The sequence below is a fragment of the Anaerostipes rhamnosivorans genome (assembly GCF_005280655.1).
Lineage (GTDB): Bacteria > Bacillota > Clostridia > Lachnospirales > Lachnospiraceae > Anaerostipes > Anaerostipes rhamnosivorans.
Genome location: NZ_CP040058.1, coordinates 2,175,731 through 2,193,102 on the forward strand (window position 1 = coordinate 2,175,731; position 17,372 = coordinate 2,193,102).

Here is a 17,372-nt window from a genome sequence, read left to right on the forward strand (position 1 = left end):
CTCTAAATCCTCGTTGTGCTTGCTTCCTACTATTAAGAATACTCCTTGTAGTTAACTCCAAGTCAAGGGAAATTTGATCATTCTCATAAATTTGTTTACTATAACAGTTTTATTCTTTACTTACATGCTTTTCTTCAATATTTTAAGCACATCCTCCTGTGACAGAACTTTATATCCACCTTCCATGATCAAGGTCGCTTTTACTAAACCATCCATCATGTCTTCCGTTACACCAAGTTTTTTTAAGTTCATGATCAGGCCAAGTTCTTTCATCCATGCCTCCATGGCATCTAATCCTTCCCCAGCTATTTCTTCTTCTGTTTTTCCTTGTGTGCTGATGTCCCACACATTTTCTGCAAAACGTCTGAATTTGGCAAGTCCATATGGCATGATATGCCGGTAATATGGCAGAGACACTGCCGCAAGTGTCATTCCATGCGTTGCGTCTGTATAAGCTCCCACAGCCTGGCCAAGCATATGTACCATCCAGTCTGTAGATTTGCCCATCGCCACTAATGTATTTAATGCCCACGTTGCAGTCCACATAATGTTGCTTCTGGCTTCATAATTTTCGGGATCTTTGACTGCAATTCTGGAACTATGGATCAAAGATCTCATCAAACCTTCCATAATGTAATCTGATGTACTATCATCCTCTCCTGAAAAATATTGTTCTGTAATATGATTTAAGATGTCATAAAAGCCAGCCACCATCTGGTACTTAGGCAAAGAAAATGTAAAAGCCGGATTTAAAATTGAGAATTTAGGGAATACCCTGTCTCCGAAAATATGGCCGATTTTCAGCTTGCTGTCATGGTTTGTGATGACAGCACCGCCGTTCATCTCCGAGCCCGTGCCAACCATGGTAAGTACGCAGCCCACAGGGATGATCTCTGTACCTGCATCTACATCTTCAAATTTCATATAATATTTTTCCCACGGATCTTCTTTACAGTGGACAGAGACAGAGACTGCTTTAGCATAATCACAGCAGGAGCCGCCGCCAACCGCCAAGATCAGATCTGCATTTCCCTCTCTGGCAAGCTTCACACCTTCATAAAGCTTCTCTACTGTTGGATTGGGCATAATTCCGCCATCCTCAATGATCTCTTTATTGTTAGCCTTTAATATTTCGACTACTTTGTCATAAATCCCATTTTTCTTAATGGAACCTCCGCCATATACAAGCTGTACATTTTTCCCGTATTTGGGAAGTTCCTCATTGAGATAATTTAATGAATCCTCTCCAAAGTATAATTTCGTCGGGTTTGAATATATAAAATTTCCTAACATTTCTTAACTCCTCCTTCTGAATCTTGTATTTTTCCTGTAAAATATCGTAATAAACTCATCTCAATCATGGCTGTGCAATATTAACAATCTTATTTCCCCATCCTTCCAGCACCGGATTATTTTTTACCGCTGTCACAAACTTCTGTGTAGGATCAAAATAGCCAATCTTGGTATACTCACCTTTGATCGTGGCATCCTTATAGAATAGAACAATCCGGTTGGGATCAGAATAGTACACCTCCCCTGCTTTTTCGGCAGTGACAGTTTCTGGTGCTGACGGGATCTCATAGCTGTCCGGGATGTCATAATACTGCATGACATCATAGTCGGCCGAATCGTCATCCTCATAGATCGGCAGCCGCCAGTCCGAAGTCCCCACATACCCTGCGATAGACGCAGCTGTCTCATTGTTATATAAATGCATTTCAAATGGCTCGCCATCGTCCCCGAAACGCACTTCCAGTTTGGAAGGAACACTGTTCTCGGACTTCTCTGTATCCAAATCTTTGCTGCTGCTTTCTATTTTTGTATCTCTTACGGCACTGTCTGAGCGTCTGCACCCGTTTAAAGCAAGCCCGGCCATCATTGCCAATGTCAACACACCTGTGATTTTTTTTATTTTCTTTCTCATATCTCTTTCCTTTCTGCCTTTTCTTGTGGCACATAAATTGTTTTATTCTGTGATCAATACCGTCATATCTGTCTTTTTAATCTTACCTGCACTAAGATAAGCAAAGCCTGTAAATAGCAGTGTCACTGCGGCTGCCGGAAACAGGCTGTTTCCAACAGACCACACAGACGAAAAATTACTGATCCCTGCAAATCTCATAACTGCCGATACAACCGGGTCAGTCACTAAGGCTGCGAGCAGGACTCCGGCCGCTGATCCGATAGCCGAAGTCACCCCAAACCGCAGGGCAAAGTTAAGCCTTAAGTCTCTTGACGAAACCCCCATGGATTTAAAAATTCCCATATCCTGTTTCTCTGCTGCCAAAATTTTGCCGCTGGTCATAGCCGTCACAATCGAAACAAACAATGCGGTCATGCCGTACATGAAAACCAGCAGAACTTTCATGGCTGAAATAATACCCCAAAGTCCCGGCCATGAATTTTCATGGACATGCACATCGCCGCCATAGGCAGCTGACAGTGCTTTCGTGATCTGTGGTTTCAGGGACGGATCTTCCAGAAAATAATGATGGCACCACAGCTGTCTGTGATCAGTTCCGATGCTCAGATACCCTTCCCTGCTCATACCAATGTTATTTCCCATCCCATTGGCACACTGATAAATGCCGGAGACCCGATAGTTTTTACTGTCCTTATCTCCCCGGACAGTAAGGGTGTCCCCAATGGAAACACCTAAATCTGAGGCGGCAGCTTCCGTCAACACGATCTCTTGCCCGCCTGTGCAGGTCTTTCCCTGCAGGATGTGAAATCGTTCTGGTTCCGTGATCACATTTGCCGTGTAGTTTCTGCCGTTCACTGAAACATCGGGCATAGCCAGCTGATAACTGTCTTTGATGCCCGTAAAAGAGAGTATCGTTTCCCTGACTTTTTCCGGCTCCTGTCTCCCCAATGCCTGTACACCGATATCATGTTCTGCGGGGTTAAAAGCATCCATCATTCCTTTCCCGTCCGGTCCAAGCCATGTGTCCATACGTCCCACCAGAGAAACAGAAAATGCCAGCAGCACTGCCACCGAAACAATACCCAGGTATCTTCGCCTTCCTGTATAAAGCTGTCTCAAGGCAAGACGTACTTTTAGTCCCTCTGCGCCTATGGAGAAACGGATTCCCGGCTGTTTCCCCGAATCCTCAGTCTCTCCCCGTATGGCCTTCATCGGTGTGACACGGCTGATCTTTCTCAATTTAAAAGCGGCTGATCCTGCTAAAAGCAGCAAAATTACCAGAAAACAAAAAATGCAGAACCTCACCGGCAATGTGGCTGGAATCAGAACTCCTGAGGCAGTGACCGTCATGCCGCCCACCCTTTTGCTCAAAGGTATGGCAGCAAGAAGCCCCGCCCCCATCCCGGGAACGATCACAGTAAGGTACTGGATCAGCTGTATCCATCGAAGCCTTTTTCCAGTCACACCCATAGTTTTTAAAATTCCCATATTCACGTATTCCTGCTCGATCACCGCTGAAATGCTGTGTCCCATAATCAATGCTGCTGCACACAAAAGCACAGCTGCAAAAGCAGCAAACAGTCCGCAGAAGGCATTGTGAAGGATGAGCATAAAGCCTGCCACAGCGTCTTTGCTGTAGATAAACTCTGTGTATTTCGGAAGTTCTGTCTCCTTGTTCAGAATCTGGTTTAAGCCTGAAACTGACAACTTACTGCCCTGTTTTTTCTGAATATGCAGCATGGCTCCGTCACGAGCCAGTGCATTCATACCTGCATCCCTTATCAAGCCATGGATCATGCTATAATCTTCCTGTGAGACCAGAAAACCTTTCATGCCAATCATCGAGCTTCCCATATAAGGATCCTCATAATAACCGCTGACAGTCAGACTTATTTTTTTGCCGTTTCTGGCGATCGGAAAGGTAATCTTATCACCAATCTGTACTTCCATCACAGATACCATGGACGGGGACACATAAACCTGACCTGGTTTGATCCGATCTGGAGGATCTCTGTAGCCGGACAAATCTCCGTCAAAAAATCGATACCGGTTCTCTGACCGATTCCAGCGAATCAGCTGTCCGTCGCTGTCAGACTGTTCTTTCGCTGCTTCATATTTTGAAAAAATCAGTTCCTGAGTCCTTACCTGTTCTACCTCATTAAGACTCTCTATGCTGCTTTTCAGTTCTTTGATCTCCGGTACCTTTGAAACCCATGCCGTTAAATCTCCGAAGCCGGTCCGGTCCATTTCCGTTCGTACATAATGTCCCGCGTTGGTCCACACTGCCGCTGCGGTAGAAAGCGCTGCGGATATCATAAAGACCAGAATAAAAATCCCGGCCAGACTTCCGCGGTGCCGGTGCATGCCGGCTTTTATAAGAATTCGATTTTCCATCTGCATCCCTCCTACCACTGCAGGGCGGAGAGCCATCCGCTGACCTTTATTTCCCGGTTTCTGGCCTCTTCCTCCCTGTAGGGAGGCAGAAGAAGTTCATCCAGGACCATCCCGTCCTCCAGATATAACAGCCTGGTTCCCCTCATAGCAGCGAAAACATCATGGGTTACCATCAGGATGCTCTGTCCGTTTTCATTCAGTTCCCACAAAAGTTTTAATACCTTCTCTGTATTCTCACGGTTGAGCGCTCCTGTGGGCTCATCGGCAAAGATCATCCCCGGATCATGGATCACCGCCCTGGCTATAGCCGCCCTCTGAGCCTCTCCTCCGGAAACCTGGGAAGGCAGTCTGTCCCTGGCATCTCCAACCTGCATCTTTCCAAGCAGCTGTTCTGCTTTAGACCGGACATCATCCGGATCTTTGGGCTGGTTCAGTAAGCCTTTCACAAGCACATTTTCATATAAGGTCAGGCTGCTTACCAAATGGGTCTGTTGAAACACAAAACCAAATTCCCGGCTTCTCAATGCCGCCATCTGCTTTTCACTGCTGCCACTGATTTCCTGCTGCCTGTAAAACACCTGCCCGTCGGTTATGCCGTCCATGCCGCTTAAAGCATACAAAAGCGTTGATTTCCCTGCACCGGAGGGGCCCATGATAACTGTAAAATCGCCTTCATAGATGTCAATGTCCACTCCGTTCAGCACTTGGACTTTTGTGTCTCCTTCCCTAAAAACTCTGCATACATTTCTGCCTGACAACATCGCGTTTTTCATCCTGCCCTCCTTTTCTCCAGGGTCTCCATAAGCCGTTTCTTACCAGTCTGCGGGTCCGGCAGGATTTCCTCCACAAAACGGACATAGAACTTCACCTGATCCAGATGCTTCTCTCTGAGGATTTCCTTCATAAGCCTCATGATTTCCTGCCGGATCCAGTCCTGTCTGCCTTCTTCGGGTACTTCTGCCAATATCTCAAAGGAATTCTCTCCGAATTTCCGGAACTGATAGTCCAGAAGTCCCTCAATACAAAAGCCCTCCACGGCCAGTGGATGGAGAAATTCTCTGCCTCCCTGCTGGTCCTCAAACCACATCAGATCCTCGTTTCTCCCCAGAAGGCTTTCTGCCCTGGAAAATGGATATCTCTCCTGTCCTGAATCTGATTTCAGCTGCAGCTGATCGGAAATCCGGTAGCGGATCAGCGGTTGTACAAAGTTATAGAGAGATGTGAGATAGATGCATCCATCTTCCACTTCGATATAATTCAGATCGTCAAACAGAAACATTCCCTCCTGGCTGCGCAGCTCAACTCCCAGCGCCAGTGATTCACTGGCCCCGTAAACATTGACCACTTCAGTATCAAAAACAGTCTCCAGATAATGGCGCAGTCCGGTTCCCAGCGGCTCCCCGCAGCAGATCACCCGGCATAGATCCATTTGGATCTCGCCTTTTTCCTTCAACTCGCCAAGGATTTTTACCGCAGATGGATATCCGATCACTATATTTGGCTGAAACTGGTTGATTTTCTCACTCCATTCACTCATCGGTTCCTTAATATCAAGAAACAGCTGATCTGCGCCCACTCCGCTGATTCCGTCTCCTGCCGCCATGGCACCACCGTAGCGTCCGTCTGTAGCGGCAATATAGACGATTCTTGGCCCCCGAAGCAGCAGTTTTATAATCTGGGGCATGGTCATATCCCACAGAGCCGCCCTGATGATCCCAAGCAGCATCTGGCTCCAGGCCTTCTCATCGTATACGAAATATCCTGGTTTCCCTGTACTTCCCGAAGAATGCACTACGTGAAATCGATCCTTATATTTGTTCTTTCCGGCCGGGGCTTCCTGATCGAATCTTTGAAGTTCCTCTGCTGACAGTTCAGGATTCGTGACCAGTTCATCAAAATTTTCCATAAAAGCCGCTTTATCCATAGCAGGAAAAGCAGACAGCGGCATTCTTCCGAAATTTTCTTTTGTTATGCCTGCCGCTTTAAATGTCCTGCGGTAATACTCGGAATGTTCTAATGCATAACCAAGCATGGTCCTTAACTTCTTTTCCTGCAATTTACCAAGTTCCTTTTTTGATTTTTTCGTATTTCTCTTCAGCATGTATAAGTTCCACAATAAACGGATGTATTTCATTGCAAAGTCTCCTTTCCTCATTTCATTCGTTATTTCACATAAATCCGATAGCTGTTATCATAATCTTCCCTGTGATAATAGCGGACCTCTTTGCTTTTTTGATTAAATACAATGCTCCATTCCGTAGATTCAAATTCCCCGAAATTCTTTTTGCTCACGCTTTCCAGAGCATCCCGGACATGTTCCATATCCATGGCCGGAGTTTTAGAAAGCTGTTTTGTCAGAATATCATACCGTGTGTGGGACTGCTCTGTGCCGATCCCTTTTTTCTCTCCTTCTGCCAGGTAAAAATTTGTAACCACAGGAGTATCTGTCACTGTCATCTGAGCGTTGACATATTCTGCTGCAACACTTCGCCCGGAGGAATCCGCTATTGCAAAGTGGATCATCATCCCTTTTGATGCATGAAGATCATATTGATCAAGAAGTTCCAAAGCCTCTTTCACGTCAGCCGCCTTGTTCAGCAGCAGACGGACCGCAGTCGTTGTAGTGATGTCCGGTTTCTCCGTATTTTGCTCAATGCTGTCTGAATCCTGTATCATATTCACTGACACACAAAGCCCTTTTTCATTCATCCCATCCAGGGGTGCATAGAGAGCCGCCATGGCCTGTATCCTGGAAGGCAGCCTGGAAACAGAAAAACCTGATCCTGCATTGATAAAGTCCATATTGACTGTAGATACAGAAGCGTATCCGGTGTCAGGTTTTGAGACCGTGATCATGGCCTCACAGCTTTCCCAGTCAAAGTTTCTTCCAAACAGTGCCTCATTTTTTGGACTCTTTACAGATATAGTGCTACATCCATATACGTTTTTCCTGAAACCCAGTCCTGTGGGTCCGATGCCCAGATGCCCGGTTATAAATTTAATCACCTCTGAGTCTGAGGATGCACCTCCCTGTCTCAGGTAATCCTCAAACCCGTAGTCACCATCATACCTGACAGCCGACAGACCCTTTTCCAGCTTCACAATCTTATGCCCCGGGTCGACCTCCTTCGTGCTTCCTCCCTTCGTATTTCTTACCTGTTTGATGCTGTCATCTTTTTCTGTACGGCCGCATTTTGTAATGACCAGTACTGCTGCAGCCAATAGAGCTGCCAATAAAATCATGACTGTTGTTTTTGTTTTTTTCAATTCTGCCATTCTCCTATCCTGATTCCACTTTTATAGTTTCTTCTTTCCTGCCCCACCCTTTGGTAAAATTATATCTATCTGGCGCTTCGATATCAAATACCTATAGAAAATACATAATCATGCTTCTTAAGCATTGTTTAGAAAAGTAGAAGTAGAAGTCATGAAATCGCCGCTGCGGCCCCATGACTTCTACTTCTACAAATTGTAACTGCAACACCTGATGTTACGTTTCGTTTTTTAATTGACTCTATTCAGTGACAGATCTTCCAAACATCTTAAATTCCTCCAGATGATCCTCAGCCTTATAATTCTCTTCATTCACTGTCATCACTCCAAGATCTTCTGTCTTATAGTACTCCACGACAGAAAGCTGGTATTGCCGTACTGCCGGTCCGTACACATCCGGGGACCCAGAGCTTAAAAGCAAGGCTGTTTTTCGTACCTTCTTCGGAACCTTCAGCGCATAAGTCCGGTGGAGTGCCGCCTGAAGCTGGGCCGAAAATGAATAGTAGTAGATTGGAGATGCCAATACAAGCATTTCTGCATGTTCAAGAGCTTTGTAGACTTCTTTCTCGTCATCCTTCTGGATACACTGACCATTTCCTTTTGTATGGCAGTATTCACAGCCCAGACATCCTGCAATTTTTTTTCTTCCCACCTTTATTATCTCAACAGAATGACCTGCTTCCTCTGCTCCCTCCGCAAATGCTTCTACGATGGCTGATGTGCTTCCATTTGGCCGCGGACTGCCGTTTAAGATTAAAATTTTCATGTTTCCCTCCTTAATGAAATGCCTGTTTCCACAGCTTTTCCCTCTTTCCCGGAACAAGAAACCTTATCATATAAAGCACCGCCTTGGTTATATTGTCTGCGATCATACAATACCATACGGCACCAAGACCCAGCTGCCAGACCTTTACGCATAAAAGGCTCAGCAGGATCCGTATTCCCCACATACTTCCGGTTTCCACAAAAAAAGCATACCCGGTCTTTCCAAGGCCATTGTAAATCCCCTGCATGATGATCATAAGACCGAAAAAGGGTTCTGACACTGCAACGATCCTGAGCATCTGTGCTCCAAGCGACACCACCTGTGGACTGGGGGTAAAGATCCCCATCAGTGCATCTGACACAAAATACAGAACTGCCCCGGCGGCACACATGAGAATCATAGTCAGGCACACAGCCTGTTTCCACAACACGTCAAACTTCTCCCTGCTGCGTTCTCCTATGGAGTATCCTACCATTGCAGACACCGCAGTACTCATACCGTATCCTGGAATATAAAAAATAGTCTCCGCCGTCACCGCTATAGAATGCGCCGCAAATACAGAAGTACCCATACCGGATACCAGCCCCGTAAACATAATCTGTCCCAGGCAGGATGCAGTGTTTGTCATCATGACAGGAATGCTGATCCTAAAACATCTTCTTAAGACAGCCATATCCGGGATCCGCTTTTCTTTCCTCCAGGAAAATACAGACTTTTTCTTGAATATATAAAACATGCTGATTCCGCCGAATGTATAGGAAACTGCAGACGCTGCCGCCGCCCCCAATACCCCCAGTCCCTCTGTGTATATCAACCAGTAGTTTAAGACAATATTGATCCCGTTGACAAACACATTGACCACCATCGGGGTCTTTGTGTCACCTGATGCACGGACAGCCGCTCCAAAGATCACACTTCCTGCCCGGAAGATCATGGGAATGCTGGTGATGGTAAAATAAAGGGCCGCATCCTCCCGCACTCCGGGTGCTGCTCCCATCCAGACAGGAATATAGGGACTTAACAGAACTGCCCCTGTACCTTCTATGGCTCCAAGGATCAAAACCAGCCAGACAGTGAGCACTGCCAGCTTTCCTGTTAATTTTTTATTTTTTTCACCTACTGCCCTGGCAGTCATTGCAAGGATTCCCACACCAAAGGCTGACATCAGACTGTGAATCAGCCAGTTAATTGTGGTTGTGACACTGACTGCTGCGGTTGCCTGTTCTCCCAAATGTCCAACCATAGCTGTATCCACATACTGGACGACTGTTTCCAACACCTGTTCTATGATGGTGGGAATGGACAGGTGAATCATTGTACGCAAAACGGATATCCTCTGCTTGTTCTGCCCGGTTCTCACAGTACGGTCCTTACAAATATTGCCGTGCCAAACAATACCAGGACAGCACCGAAGCACCGATGGACTTTTTGAATCATTTGTTCTCCTATCTTAGCTTTTAACCTGACTACCCCTGCGGCGAGCATCCCCCACCAAAAAAAGGTTCCCATGAATACTCCCGCTGCCAGCTGAATTCCCCTTGCCGCCTCTACCTTGCCTGAAATTCCGAAATATGAAAATACAAACAGAAATGACAAGATAGAGGCCGGATTGGTGATGGCCACCGCAAAAGAGGAAAGAAACATGGCAGCACCTGCTTTTGCGTCTGCCTTTACACTGCCTGTCTCTGCTTTTTTCCTGATGATTCCAACTCCCATAAAAAGGATTAAGATGCCTCCCAAAATATGGATCACCTCTTGGTTTTGAAGCAGACAATCAGACAGAAAAGACAGCCCAAAAACCCCTATACAGGCATAAATACAGTCTGCCACTGATGAACCCATGCCGGACAGAATCCCGGCTCCCGGCCCAAACTTCAGAATCCGCTGAACGGTCAGGGCACCAACAGCACCCACGGGCATTCCAAACAGAAGCCCGACAGCCAATCCTTTCAAGAAAAAATTTTCCCACATATTGACTCCTTCCTTTTCATCATTCTTCCATAACTACTTTCTCTGTCAGACTAGTCTCTATACTTGACAGGCATAAATTGACTTACTATACTCAGACTATACATGAAACAAATTGGGAGGTAACTATTATGGAATTACGTGTACTGCGGTATTTTCTCGCTGTTGCCAGAGAGCAGAGCATTTCCGGCGCCGCTGAGTCTCTTCATATCACACAGCCGACTCTGTCCAGACAGCTGATGGAGCTGGAAGAAGAACTTGGCAAACGGCTTTTCATCCGGGGCAGCCGGAAGATCACCCTGACGGAAGACGGGATTCTTTTCCGCAAAAGAGCTACTGAAATCCTTGACCTTGTAGAGAAAACAGAGGCCGAACTTCACGCCCCTGATGACATCATCACCGGGGACATCTACATCGGAGGTGGTGAGACAGATGCCATGCGCCTGATTGCCCGGATCGCATCCGACCTGCGAAAAAAACACCCTGGGATCCGTTATCACCTGTACAGCGGCAATGGGGACAATGTCACGGAGCGTCTGGACAAAGGACTCCTGGATTTTGGAGTGCTTATTGAATACGGTGACTTAAAAAAATATAATCACATCCATCTCCCTGTTGAAGACACCTGGGGGCTTCTCATGCCAAAAGACTGTCCTTTGGCCAAAAATGATGTCATCACTCCTGAGGATTTATCAGACGTTCCTCTGATCACCTCCAGCCAGTCCATCGGAAATGATTTTTTAGCCTGGCTGGGAAAAGAGATTAATACTCTGAACATTGTCAGTACCTACAATCTGATCTACAACGCTTCTCTCATGGTGGACGAGGGATTTGGTTATGCTCTCTGCCTGGATAAACTGCTCAACACCTCCGGTGACAGCCGTCTGTGCTTCCGCCCCCTTTCTCCAAGATATGAGGCTAAATTAGACCTTGTATGGAAAAAATATCAGGTATTCTCAAAGGCCGCTGAAAAATTTCTGGAACTGGCTAAGAAAGAATTTTCAGCGGGAAAGCTCTAAATCTCACAGTCCGGCATCTGCCAGCCTCCTTTGTCCAAGTACCCTGAACATGATGGCTGCGAATGCCAGCAGAAGGAATAAAATCCCTCCAATCATCAGATAAGGAGTCCCCATGCCGGACAAGAAAAATCCGCAGACTGTCGTAGCCGCTGTGGTACCGAGATTGGTGGCTGCCAGAAACAGACCATTGGCAAAATCCGGCGCTTTTGGCGCTGCTGTTGTCATCCAATACTGATTAATATTTGCCGCCGCCCCTGCAAGAACACCCCACACAAAGGTCAGCACAGCCATAATAAAACTTAAATACCCCAGGAAAAATAACACTATATAGACCGCTGCCAAAAGAAACGGAAATGTGGTGATGAATCCCATGGGCCTGCTGCTGAGCAGCCGGCCTGCAAGAATATTTCCTATGATGTTTGACAATCCATACACCAGCAGCAGAATACTGATCCACTCAGCAGAAAGTCCTGTCACTTTTTCCATATATTCAGAAAGGTAACTGTACACACCAAACACAGAACCGTTTAACAGCACAACCCCCGCGATGGAAATCCAAACTGAAGGCTCTTTTAAAACCTTTACCTGCGAACCATAGGACATTTTCTCTTTTACCGGAAGATCCGGCACAAAGAATATCGTGGCCAGCAAAACAAACCCATTGACCGCAGCAAAAAATAACATGCCGATCCGCAGGGAGGTCAGTCCTGTAATATAGCTGACCACAGGTACTCCTAACACCATGCCTGCTGATACTCCCATCATGACTTTAGCAACTGCCTTGGGAGCCTCCTTCTTTTCAACAGATCCGCCCGCCACAGAAAGTGCCATAGATACATAAATAGGATGAAAAAATGCGGGCAGCACCCGGGCCGCCAGGACCACCGGGAAGTGCTGGGCAAATGCAGAGATTACATTGCACACAGTAAATACCCCCAGCACAAGGATCATAACCCTTTTTCGGTTAAACCCGGAAAACAGAAGCGGCATCGTGGGACCTGAAACCGCCACGGCCAGGGCAAACATGCTCACCAAAAGCCCTGCTGTGGAGATACTCACCTGGTACCTTTCCGCGATCATGGGCAGAATGCCCACAACGCCCATTTCTGTATTGATGATACTGAACACTCCCACCGTCAGTATAAAAATCATTTTTTTATTCATGAGTTTTTCCCTCCGTTTAACATTGGGATGCCATCCATTGTTCATAGACAGGAATCGTTTCTTTCAGCCTCAATAAACCGTCTTCTAATACTGTGCGTGGACATGCCAGGTTCATGCGCAGAAACCCTTCTCCGTTTCTGTATTCATTGCCGTCTGACACATAAAGTCCACTGTGTTTCCTCAGAAAACGGCTGAATTCCACAGAACTTCCGATCACATCTTTACACTCCATCCACAGCAGATATGTGGCATGGGCAGGCACAGGCATTATGGATGGAATTTCTCTTCCTATATATTCTTCTGCATAGGTTCTGTTTTCCCACAGATAGCTTCGCAGTTCCTCAAGCCAGGCTTCCCCGTGAGTAAACGCCGACACAGCAGCATCTGCGGCGAACACATTGGGCTCTGCGACTTCATCTGTATTTAACCCCCTGCTCACTTTATGACGCAGATATGGGTCCGGCACTGCCACTGCCGCAGTCTGGAGTCCTGCCAGGTTAAATGCCTTGGTAGGGGCCAGACAGGTGATGCTGTTTTCCCTGCATTCTCTGGATACAGAGGCAAACGGCACATAGTCATAACCCGGTTCTGTGAGATCACAGTGGATTTCATCAGAAATTACGATCACATGATGTTTGACACACAGTTCTCCGATGTTTCTCAGTGTTTCTCTGTCCCATATCTTTCCTACCGGATTATGCGGGTTACATAAAAGCATCATAGAGGTCTGAGGATCTGAAAGTTTCTCTTCCAGGTCCTCAAAATTAATCTCATATCCGCTGCCGTCATATCTTAGTCTGCTCTCCAGCACATTTCTTCCGTTATTCATAATCGAGTTGAAAAAGATATTATAAACAGGCGTCAATACCAAAATATTCTCACCTGCCGTGGTCAGTTTGCGCACCATACTGGATATGGCCGGGACTACTCCAGTACAAAATATGAGCCATTCTTTTTCCATGGTAAATCCATGACGGCGTTCCCACCAGCGGATGTAAGCTTCATACCAATCTTCCGGCACCACAGAATACCCATAGATGCCCAGATTTGTTTTCCTTCTCATTGCCTCCATGATTTCCGGTGCAGTTTTAAAATCCATATCTGCCACCCACATGGGGAGTTCTCTCTCAGGCACATCCCACTTCATGGACCCTGTGCCTCTTCTGTTGATCACTTTATTAAAATCATACGGCATCTTTCATTTCCTCCTGAAGAATGATGTTTGTCTCTTTCGGATCCACTTTGTCCTCTTCCATGATCAGCTCTTTAATATGGCCGGCCTGAATCACCCCGCCGGATGGGTTGAACACACTGTCAATGGTTCCGTTGATCTGAGCTTCCACTGTGGAATATTCAAAAGCCAGTGTGGTATTTAACAGTTTGCAGTTTTCCATAACCAGATGGTCGATATAACACATTCCCTGCAGACTTTCCACTGTACAGTTGACCAGAGTCAGATTTTTTGCGTTCCATCCCAGGTATTCACCGGAAATAAAGGAGTCATATACGGTCACATTTTCACTGTTCCAAAACGCATCCTTTGACAACATCTTCGCATGGTGAATCTCCACATTTTTAGCTCCGTCAAAGGAGTAATTACCAACCAAAGTAAAGTCAGACAGCACCATATCCCTGCTGTTCATGGCAAAGTAATCTCCTTTTGCCGAAACATGCTCCATGGTAATATCCTCACAGTTCCAAAGGGTCTCTTGTGCATTTGGCATCGTTACATATTTTAAGGTGATTCCTTTCGCCCTGCGGAAGTTTTTCGGCGCTTCAATTGTAGTATCCTCCATAGAAATATTTTCTGTATACCAGATGCCCGCCCTTCCCATTTCAAAAATAGTACAGTCCTTCATCCTGATATTTTTGCTGTACCAGAGAGGATATTTCCATTTAAACATACTGCCGTACAATTCAATGTTCCTGCTTTCCTTTAACGGGGACTCCCCGTCTGCAAATACAGTATCATAAATCTCTAAATCATTTTCTTTAAAAAGTGCCCTCTCGCCTGTTAAAAACTGCTGTGTAATCTGTTTCATTCTAAACTCTCCTTTTTCCCTGATTTCTAATTTTCTTCCAGCCGGAATGTCACCGTTATACTTCCCTGACCAAGGGCGGAAGCCATTCCTTCTGGATCCTCTATATATCCTAATTTTGTATAAGCGTAGGTTGTCTTAAAATCCATATAAAATAACACCAGACAGTCGGACCCATATAACATGAAATCACCGGTACGGATCTCCTTCACTTTCTGTGAATCTTCCGGAAGTTTTTCATCTAAGTACTGATATTTCTCATTTCCATTTAGTTCCTCCATGGAAATTGTCATGGGAAGCATTTTTTTGAAGGACCTCACAGATTGATTGTCGTATAAGACTGCCCGGAATATTCTTTTTCCAATCTCAATGTTCAAAACTGTCTCCTCCTTCTTCTTTCGCCCGTTCTCTGTATTGGAAGACTTCTCTTTGTTTTCTGATGGCCGTCTTTCATCCGCCTGCTTTTGACATGCTGTGACAGATGCCGTCAGCAGCAAAGCCAGCGCCGCACAGACGATACTTTTCTTCATAGGAAGTTCCTCCATCCCCTTTCTATCTCTTTCTTAATTGATACATCAGATAGTCAAGACAATCGATCTGCCGCTGCTTTGTATGCATCATGTCAAGTAATATTTTTCTGTGCCCCGATAATACCTGAATCTGTTCCTTCCTATCATCCTTGTTCCATTCTTCCATAAAACGGTCGATCATTTCCTCCGCGCATCCGGCATCCTTCAGATTCTGTACCAAGGAATCATAGTCCTGATCCTCTGCCACCTCATCACCTCCTACGATCGTTTTTCTCCATTATCTCCAGTCGGCTCTGGAAAGGCATCCTTCCGACAATAGGAAAAAAGTATCGTAGGAGTCGCCTTTTGTTTTGCAACAGCACGCTCTCCCGAAGGGGATAAGAAACAATGTGCCCTGTAGCTTTACTATACAACTGCGTTCTATCAATATCAAATACCTATATTAAATAGAAATTAATGCCTTTAAAGCATGTTTTTTAGGGTGGATTCCTTTCGCTTTTGTATTCCATAGGGAGTTTCGGAGAACTGTCTTATGGAAGGAACAAAGTGGGCAAGCCCACTTCATCTCCCCAACCCCTCACTCTTTGAGGGGCTTGGCAACTTTGCGCGCCAAATGCGATTTGACGTAGTCAAATAGTTTCCTCACGCATTTGTGTGCATAGTACCCGCAGGGCTTTTTTGTTCCATAGGGAGGTTCGCAGAACTTTCCTATGGAACAAAAAAACTCTGCACTATGCAGAGTTTAAAAAAGGAAGTTATTTTTTTATTCAGATCGTTGTTTCTTCAACAGGAAAAGACATAGGATTACTGCGGTTATAAAGATCAGCAGAAGCGGAAAGATGATTGAAATGTCAAACTTTGGACCAGAAAGCAGCTGGTATCCCCAGGCTGCTGGAAATAGTTTTCCCAGTTTATTCAAAATTCCAGGGAGCAGTTTTGCTGGAAACATAATTCCGGACAGCATGATGGATGGCAAAAATATCAGCTGGGAAATCATCGTTAGCTTTGCCTGGTTTTTTACAGATAGCCCCAAGACACCGGCAACACTTAAGGATACAGCAATAAATGCTGTCAGTGTTGTAAAATACAACGGCAGGTCAGACGGTATTTTCGCATCGAAGGCAATCGGAGCGGTGATAAGGATGATAGCACTCATGATCAGCAGATGGACAAAAGCTGAGAAGGCCAGTGAGACAAGTCCAAAATACATCGGTACTCCGTTTGCCCGATACATTTTCTTTATATCTGTGCCGTAAATCTCGGACAGTGAAGGCGGCATCCCGATCAACGCACCCATAGATACCCCCATGACCGTCATAGATTGTATCAATGTATCCTTCGCTTCCGGCATTAAGGACGTAAAGATTCCTCCCATGACCGCAAAGAACAATAGAGGGACAACATAGCAGGTAATCAGCAATGCCCTGCTGCGGATATCCAATTTCCACTGCAGGACCATTCCATACAGAAACGCCTTCATAGTTTATTCCCCCTTTGCGATATTGATAAAATGCTCTTCCAGAGTTCCCCTGTCAATCTTAATATCAAGAACCGTAAGATTTCTCTTCTTATAGCCTTCCAACAGGTCCAGCATAGCTTCACCGATGTTCTCTGCAGCATAGTCTTCTTCACCGGCTTTGGTTATGATCTTAATGTTATATCGTCTTCCGATGCTTGCAGTCAGTTCATCTACGGTGCCAAGAAATGCGAGATTTCCCTTGTTAAGAATGGCAATGCGGTCACACAAGGCTTCCACCTCAGCCATGTCATGACTGGCCAGCAGGATCGTTTTTCCTTGTTCTTTTAACAGTCGGATCTGTGCATGCAGAGAGATCCTTCCCTCCACATCAAGCCCTGCTGTGGGCTCATCAAGGAAAACAAGATCCGGATTGCCCACCAGGGCAAGTGCCAGATGCAGACGTCTCTTTTGGCCCATGGATAGTTCCCTGTATTGCTTTTTCTCCAGTTCATGGATACCGAGAGCCGCAAGTATGGACGGATCAGCCGCTGTTCCATTCCAGTTTGCAAACAGCAAAACCGCCTCCTGGGGCTTTATATAGGCAGGGAGAGAGGATGACTGTAACTGAATTCCCATTTTTCCGTTTACCGTGATCCGGCCGCTGTCATATTTTCTTAAACCCTCAATGCATTCAAATGCTGTTGTTTTTCCCGCTCCATTTATTCCGAGAAGACCAAAAATCTCCCCCTCTTCAATCCTAAGATTAAGCCCCTTTAATACCAGGTGCTCCCCGTAGCTTTTTCTCAGATTTTCAATCTGTATGGCACAGCCCATAT

17 protein-coding genes are annotated in these 17,372 nt (G+C 45.8%); 1 reads left to right on the plus strand and 16 read right to left on the minus strand.

Annotated elements, in window-relative coordinates; all coding sequences use genetic code 11:
• Positions 1-120: 120 nt before the first annotated feature.
• The 9 genes from AR1Y2_RS10795 to AR1Y2_RS10835 all read right to left on the minus strand — a co-directional run bounded on the left by AR1Y2_RS10795 (position 121) and on the right by AR1Y2_RS10835 (position 10,328).
• A complete protein-coding gene (locus tag AR1Y2_RS10795) occupies positions 121-1,293 on the minus strand; it encodes an iron-containing alcohol dehydrogenase (protein WP_137328952.1) in 1,173 nt (390 codons plus the stop codon).
• 64 nt (positions 1,294-1,357) lie between these two features.
• Complete coding sequence (locus AR1Y2_RS10800; RefSeq protein WP_137328953.1) at positions 1,358-1,924, minus strand: cyclophilin-like fold protein; 567 nt, start codon at positions 1,922-1,924, stop codon at positions 1,358-1,360.
• A 42-nt stretch (positions 1,925-1,966) separates the two neighbouring features.
• Complete coding sequence (locus tag AR1Y2_RS10805; RefSeq protein ID WP_137328954.1) at positions 1,967-4,318, minus strand: FtsX-like permease family protein; 2,352 nt, start codon at positions 4,316-4,318, stop codon at positions 1,967-1,969.
• Between the two features lie 11 nt (positions 4,319-4,329).
• On the minus strand, positions 4,330-5,091 hold the full coding sequence (locus AR1Y2_RS10810; RefSeq protein ID WP_137328955.1) for an ABC transporter ATP-binding protein: 762 nt from the start codon (positions 5,089-5,091) through the stop codon (positions 4,330-4,332).
• Positions 5,088-6,452, minus strand: a complete 1,365-nt coding sequence (locus AR1Y2_RS10815; RefSeq protein WP_137328956.1) for a phenylacetate--CoA ligase family protein — start codon at positions 6,450-6,452, stop codon at positions 5,088-5,090. Before AR1Y2_RS10815 ends, AR1Y2_RS10810 begins: the two co-directional genes overlap by 4 nt.
• A gap of 29 nt (positions 6,453-6,481) precedes the next feature.
• Positions 6,482-7,594, minus strand: coding sequence for a linear amide C-N hydrolase (locus AR1Y2_RS10820; protein ID WP_243118733.1), 1,113 nt, complete (start codon positions 7,592-7,594; stop codon positions 6,482-6,484).
• A gap of 238 nt (positions 7,595-7,832) precedes the next feature.
• On the minus strand, positions 7,833-8,357 hold the full coding sequence (locus AR1Y2_RS10825) for a flavodoxin family protein (protein ID WP_137328957.1): 525 nt from the start codon (positions 8,355-8,357) through the stop codon (positions 7,833-7,835).
• Between the two features lie 10 nt (positions 8,358-8,367).
• A complete protein-coding gene (locus AR1Y2_RS10830) occupies positions 8,368-9,672 on the minus strand; it encodes an MATE family efflux transporter (protein ID WP_243118908.1) in 1,305 nt (434 codons plus the stop codon).
• A gap of 41 nt (positions 9,673-9,713) precedes the next feature.
• Positions 9,714-10,328, minus strand: coding sequence for a LysE family translocator (locus AR1Y2_RS10835; RefSeq protein ID WP_137328959.1), 615 nt, complete (start codon positions 10,326-10,328; stop codon positions 9,714-9,716).
• 128 nt (positions 10,329-10,456) lie between these two features.
• On the opposite strand from AR1Y2_RS10835, the gene AR1Y2_RS10840 reads away from it, so the two are divergent.
• On the plus strand, positions 10,457-11,344 hold the full coding sequence (locus AR1Y2_RS10840) for a LysR family transcriptional regulator (RefSeq protein WP_137328960.1): 888 nt from the start codon (positions 10,457-10,459) through the stop codon (positions 11,342-11,344).
• A 3-nt stretch (positions 11,345-11,347) separates the two neighbouring features.
• Here AR1Y2_RS10840 and AR1Y2_RS10845 read toward each other — a convergent pair whose 3' ends face one another.
• The 7 genes from AR1Y2_RS10845 to AR1Y2_RS10875 all read right to left on the minus strand — a co-directional run bounded on the left by AR1Y2_RS10845 (position 11,348) and on the right by AR1Y2_RS10875 (position 17,370).
• Entirely contained in the window at positions 11,348-12,508 is a 1,161-nt protein-coding gene (locus tag AR1Y2_RS10845) for an MFS transporter (RefSeq protein WP_137328961.1), read from the minus strand.
• A 16-nt stretch (positions 12,509-12,524) separates the two neighbouring features.
• Positions 12,525-13,703: a MalY/PatB family protein gene (locus AR1Y2_RS10850; RefSeq protein WP_137328962.1), complete on the minus strand. Its 1,179-nt coding sequence runs from the start codon at positions 13,701-13,703 to the stop codon at positions 12,525-12,527.
• Positions 13,693-14,550: a DUF3737 family protein gene (locus AR1Y2_RS10855; protein WP_137328963.1), complete on the minus strand. Its 858-nt coding sequence runs from the start codon at positions 14,548-14,550 to the stop codon at positions 13,693-13,695. Before AR1Y2_RS10855 ends, AR1Y2_RS10850 begins: the two co-directional genes overlap by 11 nt.
• 26 nt (positions 14,551-14,576) lie before the next feature.
• Positions 14,577-15,077, minus strand: coding sequence for a cyclophilin-like fold protein (locus AR1Y2_RS10860; RefSeq protein ID WP_175403633.1), 501 nt, complete (start codon positions 15,075-15,077; stop codon positions 14,577-14,579).
• 22 nt (positions 15,078-15,099) lie between these two features.
• The gene (locus AR1Y2_RS10865; RefSeq protein WP_137328964.1) at positions 15,100-15,324 is read right to left on the minus strand and encodes a hypothetical protein; all 225 of its coding nucleotides are present in this window, start codon (positions 15,322-15,324) and stop codon (positions 15,100-15,102) included.
• A gap of 516 nt (positions 15,325-15,840) precedes the next feature.
• A complete protein-coding gene (locus AR1Y2_RS10870) occupies positions 15,841-16,557 on the minus strand; it encodes an ABC transporter permease (RefSeq protein ID WP_137328965.1) in 717 nt (238 codons plus the stop codon).
• Between the two features lie 3 nt (positions 16,558-16,560).
• Positions 16,561-17,370 carry an ABC transporter ATP-binding protein gene (locus AR1Y2_RS10875; protein ID WP_137328966.1) on the minus strand — a complete coding sequence of 270 codons (810 nt, stop codon included), beginning with the start codon at positions 17,368-17,370 and terminating at the stop codon, positions 16,561-16,563.
• Between the last annotated feature and the right edge of the window lie 2 nt (positions 17,371-17,372).

Excerpts from the sequence above, each read along its gene's own strand:
- AR1Y2_RS10795 (WP_137328952.1), bottom strand. The coding sequence starts at position 1,293 with ATGTTAGGAAATTTTATATATTCAAACCCGACGAAATTATACTTTGGA.
- AR1Y2_RS10800 (WP_137328953.1), bottom strand. The coding sequence starts at position 1,924 with ATGAGAAAGAAAATAAAAAAAATCACAGGTGTGTTGACATTGGCAATG.
- AR1Y2_RS10805 (WP_137328954.1), bottom strand. The coding sequence starts at position 4,318 with ATGGAAAATCGAATTCTTATAAAAGCCGGCATGCACCGGCACCGCGGA.
- AR1Y2_RS10810 (WP_137328955.1), bottom strand. The coding sequence starts at position 5,091 with ATGAAAAACGCGATGTTGTCAGGCAGAAATGTATGCAGAGTTTTTAGG.
- AR1Y2_RS10815 (WP_137328956.1), bottom strand. The coding sequence starts at position 6,452 with ATGAAATACATCCGTTTATTGTGGAACTTATACATGCTGAAGAGAAAT.
- AR1Y2_RS10820 (WP_243118733.1), bottom strand. The coding sequence starts at position 7,594 with ATGGCAGAATTGAAAAAAACAAAAACAACAGTCATGATTTTATTGGCA.
- AR1Y2_RS10825 (WP_137328957.1), bottom strand. The coding sequence starts at position 8,357 with ATGAAAATTTTAATCTTAAACGGCAGTCCGCGGCCAAATGGAAGCACA.
- AR1Y2_RS10830 (WP_243118908.1), bottom strand. The coding sequence starts at position 9,672 with ATGATTCACCTGTCCATTCCCACCATCATAGAACAGGTGTTGGAAACA.
- AR1Y2_RS10835 (WP_137328959.1), bottom strand. The coding sequence starts at position 10,328 with ATGTGGGAAAATTTTTTCTTGAAAGGATTGGCTGTCGGGCTTCTGTTT.
- AR1Y2_RS10840 (WP_137328960.1), top strand. The coding sequence starts at position 10,457 with ATGGAATTACGTGTACTGCGGTATTTTCTCGCTGTTGCCAGAGAGCAG.
- AR1Y2_RS10845 (WP_137328961.1), bottom strand. The coding sequence starts at position 12,508 with ATGAATAAAAAAATGATTTTTATACTGACGGTGGGAGTGTTCAGTATC.
- AR1Y2_RS10850 (WP_137328962.1), bottom strand. The coding sequence starts at position 13,703 with ATGCCGTATGATTTTAATAAAGTGATCAACAGAAGAGGCACAGGGTCC.
- AR1Y2_RS10855 (WP_137328963.1), bottom strand. The coding sequence starts at position 14,550 with ATGAAACAGATTACACAGCAGTTTTTAACAGGCGAGAGGGCACTTTTT.
- AR1Y2_RS10860 (WP_175403633.1), bottom strand. The coding sequence starts at position 15,077 with ATGAAGAAAAGTATCGTCTGTGCGGCGCTGGCTTTGCTGCTGACGGCA.
- AR1Y2_RS10870 (WP_137328965.1), bottom strand. The coding sequence starts at position 16,557 with ATGAAGGCGTTTCTGTATGGAATGGTCCTGCAGTGGAAATTGGATATC.
- AR1Y2_RS10875 (WP_137328966.1), bottom strand. The coding sequence starts at position 17,370 with ATGGGCTGTGCCATACAGATTGAAAATCTGAGAAAAAGCTACGGGGAG.